Origin of the sequence: Chitinophaga flava, from assembly GCF_003308995.1 — a bacterium.
GTDB classification, from domain to species: Bacteria; Bacteroidota; Bacteroidia; order Chitinophagales; family Chitinophagaceae; genus Chitinophaga; species Chitinophaga flava.
In genome coordinates, this window is record NZ_QFFJ01000001.1 from 2324988 (window position 1) to 2340329 (window position 15342).

The 15342-nt window shown below is 42.0% G+C and carries 7 protein-coding genes; 3 read left to right on the forward strand and 4 right to left on the reverse strand.

Annotated elements, in window-relative coordinates; genetic code table 11:
• Positions 1–802 precede the first annotated feature (802 nt).
• Genes DF182_RS09295 through DF182_RS09305 form a run of 3 tightly spaced genes read left to right on the forward strand, consistent with a single transcriptional unit; the run spans position 803 to position 10678 of the window.
• A complete protein-coding gene (locus DF182_RS09295; protein ID WP_113615358.1) occupies positions 803–6100 on the forward strand; it encodes a hypothetical protein in 5298 nt (1765 codons plus the stop codon).
• A gap of 58 nt (positions 6101–6158) precedes the next feature.
• A complete protein-coding gene (locus DF182_RS09300; RefSeq protein WP_113615359.1) occupies positions 6159–10232 on the forward strand; it encodes an RHS repeat domain-containing protein in 4074 nt (1357 codons plus the stop codon).
• Positions 10226–10678, forward strand: coding sequence for an SMI1/KNR4 family protein (locus DF182_RS09305; protein WP_113615360.1), 453 nt, complete (start codon positions 10226–10228; stop codon positions 10676–10678). The genes DF182_RS09300 and DF182_RS09305 overlap by 7 nt, the downstream gene beginning before the upstream one ends.
• A 129-nt stretch (positions 10679–10807) precedes the next feature.
• Here the strand turns inward: DF182_RS09305 and DF182_RS09310 are convergent, their stop codons facing one another.
• From DF182_RS09310 to DF182_RS09325, 4 genes are all read right to left on the reverse strand, one after another.
• On the reverse strand, positions 10808–11902 hold the full coding sequence (locus DF182_RS09310; protein ID WP_113615361.1) for a PD-(D/E)XK nuclease family protein: 1095 nt from the start codon (positions 11900–11902) through the stop codon (positions 10808–10810).
• A 177-nt stretch (positions 11903–12079) separates the two neighbouring features.
• Positions 12080–12532 carry a hypothetical protein gene (locus DF182_RS32520; RefSeq protein ID WP_113615362.1) on the reverse strand — a complete coding sequence of 151 codons (453 nt, stop codon included), beginning with the start codon at positions 12530–12532 and terminating at the stop codon, positions 12080–12082.
• A 239-nt stretch (positions 12533–12771) separates the two neighbouring features.
• On the reverse strand, positions 12772–14478 hold the full coding sequence (locus tag DF182_RS09320; RefSeq protein ID WP_113615363.1) for a hypothetical protein: 1707 nt from the start codon (positions 14476–14478) through the stop codon (positions 12772–12774).
• 29 nt (positions 14479–14507) lie between these two features.
• Positions 14508–15326, reverse strand: a complete 819-nt coding sequence (locus DF182_RS09325; protein WP_113615364.1) for a DUF4397 domain-containing protein — start codon at positions 15324–15326, stop codon at positions 14508–14510.
• Between the last annotated feature and the right edge of the window lie 16 nt (positions 15327–15342).

Here is a 15342-nt window from a genome sequence, read left to right on the forward strand (position 1 = left end):
CTTACTAAGGTTGGGCGTTTTTCTTTACCGGACGCGGATTTCAGCGGAAAGCGGAATTAAACGGAATAAAGAGAAAGCAAAGTTTCGTATCCCCCATCATGTATCCCAAAATACTTTAACCTGTTAACCCTGGCCCCAGAGGATTAAATCAGGAAGGGCAAATGACTACAAGTCGATTCAGATTTCCCAAGTAGAAATAACTTCGATTTTCATTAATCAGATGCTCATGAAAAGTATACGACCGATGATAAAGGTGCGCTACAATTTATCTGCCTGCCAGATTTTATCAAACTGTTATTGCCTTTTTTAGTGACAGGATAACCCTATCGCCTACACGTCACCATTTTTAAATTAGATCAAAGCGTTTTACTTTGGAGGTCTCGGATAAAAAAACTATGTAAAAAAAAGAACGCTTTAACTAGCAAGTTATATATTTGGATCATATATTCATTGTAGCTATAACATATTATATATCCTCTTGCAAACCTTGATTTTAGTACCTGTACTGATATTAGCTGATTATTATTTTAATATGAGTGTATGAGGAGCCACAATGGCAATAAAGACTATGGGATATAATTTTTGCTTGTACTACGAATTCCTTATATAAAATAAGTGCAAATATTAAAGCTTATACTATGAATTTTTGTTTGTCCCTTTTGTCAGTGGCCATAAGTAAGTTTTTTTTGCCAATACGGACGGCGAAATATTTATATCATTGGTTATAGTAATCATCACGGATACTATTTCCCATTCTTTCTGTATCATTATTTCTATCACACGTTTTATATTCTGACTACCTATGTTTATTCGAAAAAAAGGATGCAGGCAGTTTCTTGCCTTATTTTTCCTTTCCACATTACTGTTCCAGATTGGATTTCCTACAGTTGCCTATGCGCTTACTTCAGGACCTACTGCACCTGAGGCGACAAGCTTTGAACCTGTAGACACAACAGAAATGGTGAATCCTCAAACGGGGGATTTTACCTACAATATCCCTTTACTGGAAGTACCTGGTCCGGAAGGCGGTTACCCACTGGCATTATCATATCATGCAGGCATTCAGCCAGGTGAAGATGCCAGTTGGACAGGGCTGGGCTGGAGTTTGAACCCGGGAGCCATTACACGTAACGTAAACGGATATCCGGATGACTGGTATTCTGAAACAGCGTTAAGAAGGGACTTTTGGGAAGGAGGACAAACAACCAGCTACAATATTGGTGTAAGCGTAGGTATTGCCAGTACACCGGCAACTGTTAGCTTCGGTCTTTCTTTTTCGCAAGATACCTATAGAGGGTTTGGTGTAGGTATGGACGTTGGCGCAGGCATAAAGTATGGTAATGTATCTGTTGGTGTATCAGCAGGTATTAGTCCATATGGAGATGAATATGCAGGTCTGGGAATTAATCTTTCCCAAAACCCCGATGGCCCCGGATTAGGAGCATCCTTGAATGTAGGTATTAGTGGAAATGGTACGTCTATTAGTGGAAGTGCAGGATATGATGTTAAGGGAAATACAGTATTGGGAGTTTCGATGGGCTCCAATAATCCCCAAGGCAGCCTGACACTTGGTGGGTACACCGCAAATACACGTAATAACCAGGCTGGTAATATCCAGACAGATGAGTCAGGCTTTAGTTTAGACATTCCTATTACCTATTTGGTCAACGTACGTTTAGGTTATAATTATACACGTTACTGGTCTGATGAATCCGTAAATGTTCCGGTACATGGTAGTCTTAACCTGCCTGGATGGGATATGATCACCCAATCACATGCTTTTGATACTTATTCCCTGCTTAACTATGATCCGGCTTATATGGATAGTACCAATATCGTTGATAATAATGATGCTGATCTTTTACAGGGAGGAACATATCCTGATTTTGACAATTACCATGTAACAGCACAGGGCATGGCAGGTACGATGCGCCCTTATATATTTCAGGGATATGTGGCCAGACAGAACAGGAGTAATCAAAATTCAATCAACCTAACATACGTATGCCCCGGGCAAGGGAATTCAACTACTATGATGGGCGTCCGTCCCCAGTTCCGGTTTGATAATGATTTCTCTAACCAATACAGGCAGCAGTTTAACGACTTCGACCTTGAAAATGTTTGGGGGAACAAACTCCCGGCTCCTTTTGACCCGGCACCTGTATACGGCAATGGTGACGGCATGACCGCATATAACCCGGCTACAACAGAACTGGCAGGGTCCCGCAGTATCCGGACGATAGACTATGCTACTTTATTTAGTGCAGCTGACAAAAAAGGATTCCTTTATCCTTCCGGGACTACCGGTTTTTCCTATGATGCAGCACTGAACAAAAGTATTGGAGGATATGCCATCACTAATTCCTCCGGTGTTACCTATCATTATAGCCTGCCTGCATATTCATTCAATGAGAGCATCTACTCAGAAAAAATAGATGCCGGTAAAGGCAATGGAATGAGTAAGAATTTTAACCGTCAGGTAAAACCCGGTAAATATGCTTATACCTGGTATTTAACAGGTGTTACAGGACCCGATTATGTAGATAGAAACGGAAACGGTGTACTGGATGAAGGCGATTGGGGATACTGGGTAAAATTTGAATATGGTAAATGGACAGACAGCTACTACTGGAGAAATCCGGAGGCCGGCTTCACTCCCGACATTGATAATAAGTTTCAGAATGCGTCCAAAGGGCAAAAAGAAATCTATTACTTAAATACCATCAAGACAAGAAGCCATACCGCGCTATTTGTGAAAGATATCAGGAATGATGGAAGAGGAGCTGCTGCTGGTATCATGTCAACCAGCGGAGACACAGAAAATAGTGGCTACTATGATAATACATCAGCATATACACTCAAGCTGGACAGGATATTATTATATGCCAATGCTGACATGCCGGCAGTGAATATGACCAGTACCAGCCCGCTTAATATCAACCAACACTATGCTAGTAACGTATTGGATAAATATGATGTATCAAATGCTGATTTTGAAAAAAATGCTTTCAGGATTATCGACTTGAAATATGATTATAGCCTTTGTAAGAGTACGTTGAACAGTTTTACAACAAATCCCGCATCAACCGGAGGGAAACTGACTTTAACGCAGATGCTTGTTAAAGGAAGAGGCGGAGCTTGTATGCTTCCGGCAACAGATTTTATCTATGAGCCAGAAAACGTAAAAGCAGGAATGATAGTAAGTATGGCCGCTCCGGATCCGGGATCAGGGATCGGGCAAATTACTACAGGTACTATACCGAATGGCGGATACCAGATTGGTGATATACTTACCATTAATCAGAATTTGTATTGTGGTGTAATTATAAAAAAATATTCAGCCGTCAATTTTGATATCAAATATTTTCCGGGCTATGCACCTTCCTCTTCCGGAGCAACACAAATGCCTTGCCAACTGACTAAAAACCCTCCTTATCAGCAAAAGGCAAGAGATATGTGGGGAATGTTCAAATCTGATTATAATCCGGCTCTTGCAGCTAAAAATGCGAATCTTGGAGGGGTAACCAATGTTATCTCCGCAGCAAGTGTCGACGCCTGGTCATTACGTGCGGTGAATACAGCACTTGGATCCAAAATCAAAGTGGAATATGAGTCCGATGTATACAGTAAAGCAGTGTTAAACAGAGTGGGATCTTATGTAATTAATAATTTCATTTTTGATAACAATACACGCAGACTTAAATTCACTGTTTCCAATGCAGATAAAAATGTTCCCCTTAGCTCTATCTACAAGGTAGGAAGCAAGGTAGACGCAATTATAGCACAGGAGCTCATATACTGGCTCCTTGGAACCTATCCCACCCCGCAACCTCTTATTCTCCGTACACAAGACACTAGAATTACAGATCCTACCGACTTTACTATTACGGCTATTGATGATAGTAATATGACCATTACAGTTAGTTGCCATTCCATCAATCTAATGGATATTACAGACCCGAAAGTTGAAGTCCATAATATTTTAACCGGAAATTTGTTTTACACGAATAATATTAACCAGTTTGGTGGCGGTCTTCGCGTTAAATCATTATCCGTTACAACTTCGCAGAACACGGTTGTGAATGATTATGATTATCGTATTCCGGATCAGGCAGATTTGAGTTCGGGCGTTACTTCTTTTGAACCCTCTGTTTTTGACTACGACGAAGTCTCAAGCTACGCCATCCTGGCACCCGTTGCGGGGAGATATAAGAAAGAGCTTTACAAGGGAATCAATTACCTGCTTACCATCGCCAGGGAAGTGCCTGCACCCGGCGTTATCTACAAAAATATTGCTGTCAGCAAAAAAGTTATAGCCCCCGATGGATCGGAACATCAGGTGGATGGACGTACTGCCTATGAATTTGAGGTATTCAATGAAAATATGATTACCAGGAGAAAAGTTGGTAAGGGCACTACTGTGGGATACTATCATGGTACTCCATCAGATATGGTCAATATCGGCAACAACCAGTCCATTCAAAATTTATCCAGCGCTGTAGGCACTTTGCGGAGTATTATCAATTATGATAATCAGGGGAATAAATTATCAGCAACATACAACAATTATCTGCATGATGATTTTAATAATTCCTCCTCTTACTTCTTAACCGATTATTTCGACAGAGGCCTGTCCAGGTACAACTACCAGGGAGTTATAATAGAACGTGACGTAGAGGAAAAATATGTGAATAATCTCAGCACAGGGAAAAGCAAGATCATGCTGACAATGAGTGCGAAGGAGCAGTATCCTGTAATTAAAACAGGAGAGGACAAGATAGATTATAAGACGGGCATTACAACAAAGACCAGAAATATTGGATTTGATTTCTATAGCGGAGAAGTAACTAAAACAAAAACCCAGGACACGTATGGGAATAGTTTTATGACAGAAATTATTCCGGCATATCGCGTTTATCCACAGATGGGGCTGAAGATAAACAACACCACCAATAAGAATATGCTGTCACAGGTAGCTGCTTCCTATACTTACAAACTGGACGCTAATGATACCAAAACAGGTGTCATTAATGCCCAGGCACAGGTATGGAGCAATAATCTGCAAGTCAGAAATCCGGACAACAGCAACAGTATCATTACGCAGCAAACAACTGCTCTGGGCAATGTATGGAGAAAACAAGCCTCCTACATTTGGCAGCCCGCAGGAAATACTACAGATGGAATAATGCCGCTGGCGCAATTCATTGACTTCAACTGGGCCAATCCACAGTCATCAAATATTGCATGGCGTAAAGCGGAAGAACTTACCTTATATAGTGTTAACTCTCATCCGCTGGAATCCAAAGATATCAATGGGAATTATTCAGCAGTTAAATATGGCTACCAGGATAGCAGGCTGGTAATTACCGGCAAGGCCGCACAATATAATGAAATTGCTTATTCCAGTGCAGAGGACGACCTGATAGGATCAACTTTTGAAACAGGTGTTGGGCTCGGAAATGGTGTCATTGAACGTAGCACATCTTTCCCTGCAGCAACAGCACATACGGGTTACAGTAGTCTGAAAACATCCGCTGGGAAAGAAGGATTTGGCTTTACCGTCGTAGTGAATAACGAGCAACTCAACCGGCAATATCGTGGAAGTGTATGGGTGAAGAGCAGTTCAGGAGCTGCACCGTCGGCATCTCTTTACTACCAGGTAAATAATGGTACGCAAGTTCCCGCAACTGTAATAGCAACCCGCAAAGCGGGAGAATGGTACCAGTTGAATATTGTAACACCAGCCTCCGCTGCTGCTACCACTGGTAATAGTATTAAGTTCGGATGTATCAACAATGGAAGCACGGATGTATTCTTTGATGATTTCCTCATACAGCCGCTCAATGCATCTGCTACGGCTTATGTTTATGATAAAACAAGCGGAGAAGTTGCCTATATCCTTGATGGCAATAATATGTACAAACGATATGAGTTTGATGCAGCCGGAAAGCTCACCGGTACTTATACCGAAACCTTCAGTAATGGGGTGATCAAAACTTCAGAATTCGAATACAACTATGGGAAAGGATGTATTGCCAGCACTGCTGGAAAGGCATTACCACGAATTTCCTTCTATAAAAAAAATCTCGGGTTGATATGAGTGTAGCTACTAAAATGCTATTTCTTAAACCAAGTATTAATTGTTTTATTAATGATTTATGAGTAATCAGATAATAAGAAATATAAATAGCCGGTTGCTGCCTCTTGTAACTATGGTAGTGATGCTGCTTTCGGCAAATACCCATGTATCCGGCCAGCTTATTAAAAGCGCTGAGAAGATTACCATTCCGGAGGCTGGTAGTGATAAAGTTATTACAGCGGGTCAACAGATAACTTATATAAGTGCAAAGGAAATTGAAATACTACCCAATACCACCATTGAGCTTGGTGCTGAAGTGACATTCTCTATCGGGGACATTGTTACAAACAGTAACATGAACTGGCGGCTATCGAGGACATTTGGTGCCACCGGTGAGCTGGGAAGTGAAGTGATTACTTTCTATAATGAGAAGGGGAGTGAAATGCAAACCCAGCGCAAAAACCTTACCTCTGGTATGGTACTGGCCAGTCAGTACATCTATGATTATTTCGACAGGCCAACGATAAAAACATTGCTGGCGCCAACAATGACAACCAAGCTGGATTACAAAAGTGATTTTGTGACGAATACAGCCGGAGGTGTATACAATGCTGCCAATTTTGACGAAGCCAAACAGCTTAATCCGGATGCAGTAGGAAATAATGTAGCAGGAACACTGGGATGGTATTACAGCAATAACAATACTCTGGAGCCATATGTTGGGGCAACCGGATATCCCTACTCAAATACCAGCTATTTTAAAGATGGAAGCGGTGCAGCAAAATTCATTTCTGCGCCAGGCGAAGCCCTTAAAATGGGCGGTGGACACGAATTACAGAAAATATCGCTGGGGATAGCAGGAGAGCTGGCTAACTACATCAGCCTAAGGAATAAGTTTTTTACAACCGCCGAACTGGGAGCATTACCTGCTGATCTGAATAAGGCCGCCACCAAAGTTATAGAACATGATCAAAATGGACAGGAAAATATCTCAATACTTGATCAGAATGGGAAAACCTTAATGACAGGTCTGCCCGGAGCCGATTTACAAGTTGATAACAGTCATTTAATAAATCCTGCAACACATATTGTGGAAGTGGGCGGAGGCAGGGATTATCTCTACAACTGGGATGGAAGTTATGCCAATGTGCGCGTTTACAATAACACAAACAATACGCCAGTATTAATCTATCAGGGACCTTCATCCGGAGCACCTTCAGGCAACATAACATTTCCGGTAAGGATTGAATCGGATCAACCCTTTTCCTTAGCTGTTGGCCAAAGAGGACCATTTGGAATAAAGACGGTTTACCGGCCATCATACAAGTATATCGATCCGGTTTCCCGCAAGTATTGCTATTTTTATCTGAATAAATCTACAGCTGTTAATATTTCCGGATCAGGATGGACGCTCCTGAATATGAACAATAATGAACAACCGGTTGCTTTTACCAGCGGGGCTTCATTACCAGCAGGTTATTATAAAGTGATAACAAATAGCATCGATAACGCGGTAACAGTTACCTACCAATCCGGTTTTTCAGATTTAAGCTATAAATTCTATAATCAGCTTGGGCAATTAGTTGCCATCGTTCCACCGGAGGGCGTGAAAAAATTATTAGGGACAGGACTCAACAATTATACAAACCGTGCTGATATCCCATTTATTACGCAGCAAGAGTACAATCTTAAAGGACAATTGACGGCAGTTACCAATAAGGAAGCGGGAAGGACAGAATTTGTTTACACAACAGACGGTAAGGCAAGATTTTCTCAGAATGCTGTACAGCGTCCTACTGGAAGGTATGCATATACGAATTTTGATAAGCTGGGAAGGAATACAGAAAGCGGTGAATTTACACCGGGAAGTGGAGGGATTTCTTTTTCTACAGCTGGCATGAGTAATATAGACGTGGTAACAAACGACGGAGGCCTTGGAGTGGGTGTTAAATCAGATTGGGTGAAAACCGTTTACGATATTCCGGTTGCCGGTACTGTAAGCGGGTACGTGCAGGATGAAATTTATCTAGGAGGAAACGTGTCCTATACAGAAAATGCAGCCGGCGTTAAAACCTGGTATAATTATGACGAGCAAGGGAAAGTAATATGGCGCATCATGAATATTCCGGGGCTGGGATCTAAAACAATCGATTATACCTATAATGCATTAGGTAAAATAGTGAAGAAAATATATCAGAAAACATCTTCGGCAGAAACATTTGTTCACTACTATGAATATGATCAAGATCAGGATTTAAAGGCGGTCTATACCAATACAACAGATGATAATGCGTCGAAAAAACTGCAGGCAAAATACACCTATTATCTCCACGGGCCGTTAAAGCGTATCGAACTAGGCGGAAATGTACAGGGACTAGACTATACCTATACCGTGAAGGGAGATCTGAAGGCAATCAATAACAGCAACCGGGACATGGATCCGGGGATGGACGGTATCAGTGGTGTTAACGCAGGTTTCGCGAAAGACGTCTTTGGCATGAACCTGGAATATTACGATCAGGATTACCAAAGGAATAATACCAATATAAACAGTATTCAGATACCAGGTACCTATGCGACAGATCTGTTTAACGGCACAAAGAAAGGATTAAGCTGGCATTCCCGCAAGCCCGCCAGTGTTCTGGCTGTTTCCGGCAGCCTTATTGAAAATCCAGCAATGTATGCATTAACATACGATAATAAATCACAGATGAAAACGGCTACATGGGGCACGCCGTCCTACGCCGGCATTCCTGCTTTTAGTGCATCGTCTGCATTCAACGAAAAAGTACTTAACTACGACAGCCATGGAAATATTATTAATCTGCAGCGGACGGATGCAACTGGTGCTATAACGGATAATTTCACCTACAACTATGCTAACAATGGTAATCAGCTGCTGGACATAAAAAATGGAACCAGTTTATTTGATACCTATGCCTATGATGCATTGGGTAGAGTAATTCAGGAAACGCTGACTGGTGCGGCCGCCCGTTACCTTAAATATGATTTCACCAATAAAGTGGCCGGTCTGTATACAGATGCAGCCTTGACTCAAGGCAAAGTAACCTATCTTTACAATGAGGCCGGAATAAGAGTTGTAAAGAAAGACTGGGTTAATAATACTACTACGTATTACGTTCCGGATGTGAATGGAAATATATTGGCTACCTATAACCAGGTAGGTACAGCTACGCCCGTACAAGCTGAAGTAGCGCTTTATGGTGGTGATGGACGAATTGGATTATTCAGACGTGCAGCAGGCACTTACGAGTATGAATTAAGTGACCATCTCGGCAATGTCAGAGCAGTGATAGATGGCAGCCGGAACATTAAGCAGTATACAGATTACTATCCATTTGGCTCTGTTGCACGAACCGGTGGCAGTCAGGATTACCGGTATGGCTACCAGGGACAGTATTCCGAACAAGATCCGGAAACAGGTTGGAATGCTTTTGAACTAAGGATGTACGACAGCAGAATCGGAAGATGGCTATCTATTGATCCGGAATTCCAGTACGCTTCTCCTTATTTGTCAATGGGCAACGATCCGTTTAACAGGACAGATCCGAATGGAGGATTGGATGGAGATCCTCCAGGAACGGCAGGTCCGGTTAAGCCCTGGCTGGGATATTGGGCACAACCGGTGGAAGTTACCGCAGAAAGATTGTACAGAGGGTTCCCATGGAAGTATCACACCAATGCATTAAAAAATTATCGTGGAAATGATACCTGGTGGGGCTTCCTGGATGCAATAAAAGGCTATGACAAACAGTTTATCTTTGTTACGGATTACTTTGCTCCTGTCGTAGAGGGATTTGCCCTGGGAGGACTTGAGAGCATTGGTCTATCAGGCTATCAGATAACCTTTAGGGTAGCCCTGAAAACACCGGGCACAAGTGCCTTTTTCGGAGAGATGATAGGATGGGGAGAGAGTCAGGCGCCTAAAGCTGCTAAGATTACTATAAGACTGACAAAGAAATTGACCAAAGCAGTGGTGGAAGAATTGAAAGAATTAGGATTACCTAAAGAATGGGTAGAGAAACAGCTGGAGTCTTATGGTAAGGCATTAGCTGATCCAAGAAAAGCAGGTAGCAACATTAATTTGCTCCCCAGAAAAGCATTAATGGAGAAAATACTCTCTTTATGGTAATATCAGTTATTCAAAAAGTTAAAGAACATTGGCGCGCCACCGGCGTGCCAATTGTTGAGGGAGCCACTGCTGCTGTAATAGAAAAAACGGAAGCATATTTTGATATTCGATTCAGTCATGAGTTATCTGATTTCTATTCCAGTGTAAATGGATTGAATGATGAGGATGACAACGGGTTCGCCTTTTATCCATTGGAAAGGTGGGAGAATTACAATGAAATTTTCAGAGGTGACCCTCTAGGCTTTTTTGACCAGAATAAGGTATGTATTATTTTTATCGATTACCTACAGGCATCCTGGTATTATGCACTGCTCTTTGAGAGGAAAACAGATAAATATACTATAGGGATTCTTCCACATGGAGAATCATTTGTACCCATCACAGATTCGCTTAATGATTTTCTCCGCTTATATCTGGAGGATGACCCAATATTATATACCTATTAAATACGGAAGATAATCTGGATTAAAAACACTGGCCCAATGGTTTAAATACCATTTGGCCAGTATCATTTTAAGGATCAGCCTTCTAATTTGAATAGATTCTCTTGTGACCTGCTAATAGTCAATAAAAAATTATGATACATCTCCCTCCAGATTTAATCCAATGCCCTTGTAATTAAACCTCCTTAAATAATCAATGAATGAATCATGAAAGTCAATGTAACGTTTAAGATTGTTTATTACCAACTCTTTATCAAGTATATTTTCAGGATCTCCAGACCAATCATTGTGGTAAATGACGCCTATTGTACGGTAGCTACCTCTATTAGTATATCTGTTGGGTCTAACAATTTCATTAAAATTATTTTTTAAAGCAAAATCAACCAGGCATCGGTGAATATGGTCTTGCACCAGATTCATATCTTTTGGTTTCAAACCCAGCCCCGTTTCATCATCGCAAAGAGCTACCTTATAGCACAACCGCCCTTGCTCAATCTGCATATAAACCGGAATATCGATCCAATATTTCCATGTTAGATGTAAGTTCCAAAAGCCGCCACTGGGATTATTGACATAGTGCCAATGAACATTTTTTATCTGAGATTCCACATATTGATAAAAGCCGATCCAGGATTGATCATACCATTTGTTAAGCGGGAGTTCCCGAAAGGATTCATGAGCAGCTTCGATACCCTGAATATATAAAACGAAGTCTTCAAGGATATTATTGTCAGTGTGAAGGTGATCCTTTAAGCATTCAAGTATCTTATTTCTGGTGAACACATTGTATCCTTTATCCTCAATCTTTTTTAATACTGATTGAGCCTCACTGCCTATTTTGATGAATGCACATATTAAACCGAAGTCATTCTCTTTACACCATTGTTCTGCATATTCCTTATATCTTGTCAACTGGTCAGCATGTTCGCCAGCGAATACTTTATCTTCAATAATCAACAAGAGTTTTTCTCCGTTGTGAAAGTAAATTTCCGCCCAGATATCAATTTTTTCCCATTGCCGGCCTGCTTCCACCCGTTCAATATTCTTTTCTGACAATCCCGGGTAATTACTTATCAACAATCTCAACAGTGCGGTACCACATTCATGGAGTGCTTTATCTTCTGATCTCACTTCCGGATTTGCCCATTGTAAAAGCCAGGTAATGATTGCATCCTGAGAAAGTTCTTTTGTAGAAATTTTAAATAAATTAGGTCTGGGAATACTCATAATATCAGAATTTAATAACGAGTATCAAAGTTATATTCTTCTAAATTTATTCAAACCGAAATTATTAAGAGAAGCCTGAATCAATCTCAAAATGGTTATTATACAACAAAATCCGCCTATGAGGCGGATTTTGTTGTATAATCTAACAGCATTGCAGAATAGCAACACAGAAGATAGCTATGGCTGCACAGTCACACTCAGTGTACAAGACTGGCCTCCAAAGTGGATAGGAAAAGACGCTGTTCCTGAGGAGGTAGGTGTTCCCCATATTCCGACAGTTTCCGCCCAGGTTCCGGAGGTTATGTTCCCATCAAGAAGTACCAGCTGCAAGCCTTCAACACCCTGAGAAGCAATAGGTCCGGCATCGGCTGCAGGAATGGCTCCGGCAACATCACCAACGTAAGGAATATACCAGACATTCATATTTGCCACACCGTTTTTGAAAGGTGCATCACCTTGTCTCACGACTGCTGAGCCACAGTCGATAGATATTACGGTACCGAGTACGGGGTCAGCTTTAAATACCCTGAAGGTTTTTGAGTCGCGAAGCTGTACTGCGGTAGATTGCTGAGCAAACAATGATCCTACTGCCAGCAATGACAGGATTGTTAAGAGGAGGGTTTTTTTCATGTTTTTTTTGTTTTTATGGTTACGGGTTAATTACAAAAACGTATATCGTCTGGAAGATGGGTTTGACATTAGGCATAAGAAAGTTACAGCATACAGGCAGTAATCTCACTTCACTAAGCACTGAATAGGTAATTAGCTATACTAACAAAAAAACAGGCCACAGTAGATACTACTGCGGCCTGTCTTCTCTCATTTCCAGTCTTAAATACCAATATCAGTCTTTAGCTCAATTCCTTGCTTTATTTGCGGGAATGTAACTTGTAAAAAGTAACTCCCTGGTTATAGTTACTTCGCGAGCCGGTATAAATAACATTTCCGTATTTATCCTGTCCGATCATCATTGTCTCTGTACCAAAATTAATTTTTTTGGCGGGGCCGGTTTTTTGATCCTGCCATGGAGCATTTGTTGTACCAATACCCATTTCTGTTCCTGCATAGCAGTACAGGGATTTATTAACAAGATCTACAGCTGCTATGGAAACACCATCTGCTGCAAGCAGTTCACCCTCAGTAGTAAAACAATAGTGGTTCAGGTATACTTCATCATTAAGAGAATAGCCGAATGACATTTCGGATTTATGGTAACCGGTAACCGCAGCGGTATCATAAGAGAAGAAGCGGTAAGGCTCAAAATAGAAACTCTTTGGCATCATTAATATCTCGTCATGCTCCAGATCATATGCAGCCTGTTTGAAGATGCTTCCCATACTATTCACCGCACAGGTACCAAAGGCTGTTTTACCGTCGGGGCTGAGCACGTAATCGGTGGTCAGCTCCAGTGGCCGACCGGGAATGTTGTAATAGGAAGGCCCCATAAAGAACTCTTCCAGCTTAAAAATGGACTTTACAGAGCCACCGGCATCAACCCGGCAGATATTGGCGTAAACAGTTGGGCTGATATAGTAGAAAGAAGGTCCCCATCCATTACTATACCAGTCGATTTCATTCACCCAGTCTGTACGGGCAGGCGCATAATTGTTGACAAAATACAGCGCACCATTCATATCTGTTTTCAGCTGAGTGGCTACTACTTTCAATGTACCAATGGCTCCTTCAAACGGCCCTGCAACTTCGTTGACAGTCACCCGCCCTTTGGTAACCAGGGTCCGGTTAATGGTAGTAATCTTTTGGGTTGCCAGTTCCATTTTACACAACCTGTAAATATAAGATGTGGCCGCCTCGGGTATAGTTTCCGTTACTTCAGCAGAGAAGGTCAGCGTATTGCCATCATAAGCGACTGCACTACCCTGTATCATTTTGATAGCGAATGTAGTACCATTTTCCTGGAACTGATCGTTTACATTAATGAGCTGGGTGATCTTTCCACCTTTATAAACATCGATCTCTGTATTATTACTAAAATAGATATCTCCTTCGGAAGTAAGATTGACATTGTTGATCAACGGCCTGTTTTTCTGCTGATATAAACTGCTGTTTGCGGGCTTCCAGTTTGTCAGGAGATCCACATAAAGAGTAGTATCTGTTCGATGCATACTGCCGGCAAATTTTCGGATGCTGATCTCCGGCGCCTGGATGGTCTGTCCGTTGGCGACAAGGCTTATCGGAATATGATCTCCAAGACCCATTTCCTGAGTGATCACAAAACGTATGATATCCAGGGACTCCGCTTGTTTCGTATACTCGTTCCGGATATACGAAAGTTTGGATTGGTCCTCTATTTTTACCGGCTGCCCACCAACAAGAATTCTGGAACCTGGCCTTTCCAGGAAAAGTCTTCCTATCAGCATCGCGGTATCTCCCACGAGGTAGGAACTCCTGAAACCACTGTACGTTTTGTTGGGTCCCAGTGGTATTTCCCCGGTGATGAGATAGGGAGTATCGTTTATTTCCTGAGCATAATTGTCTGTTTTCCGGCAGGAAAAAAGTACTACCAGGAGTAACGACAGCAGTGCAGCACGATTGAAAAAATGATGTATTGCTAACATGCTATTGATTTATAAGTTGATGAACAGTTTTACTTAACCTGTGTCAATGCAAGTTTCAGACTCGCATCATAGTTGAGAACCAGGCCGGTTAAAGGATCTTTGAATGACTGAGCCATCAGATTGCCCTTCAGCACTATGTTGTAAGCACTGCCTGGTGTTGTCAGCAGGGTGGCACTGATGATAGCCGCATCAGGAGCGGACTGCTGATAAAAGCGCACCCGCAGCGTATCGGGGCCACTAACAGCTCTGCCTGTAAACCTGGTCACATCGCCATAGTCCAGGGAAGCAGGAAGTCCCGTAGGTACTTTACCGTTAATAGTGAGGAACACTTTACCGGCATCCGGACTGAGATTCAATATCCGCAGATAAATGGAATCACTTTTTGTATTTACCTGGTCAGACAGTTTCCAGGTACGGAATTTACCTTTGTCATCAGCAAAGTAGACTGTCATAGGCTCTCCATGCTGGGAAAGCACGGTATCAATAACCAGCGTACGGCGCATACTGGTGTCCCGGAGAATAAGCTGATGGGCGCCTGGCGCTACCCGTATGTAACTCAACCATGGTTGCGGGTGATTAACATAGTAGAACTTGTTGGGAAACTGATTAATGTAATCGCTGTTGGTGAAACGGGGGACAGCACCTGAAGGCACCGTATCCTTTGTATCTACAAACAGGTAGTTTGCTTTGGGGGTGTTCTTCAGTTGCAGCCGTATATATTCAGAGGCGTTGTAGAAGCCGATCTGCGCGTCCTCCGGTTGCAGGTCATTATCCTGCTGACGGCAGGCTGTCGCAAACAGCAGGCCTATTATTACCGCCAGTCTTGTGTATGAGTAAATGATACGCATGTGATCTTTTTTGATT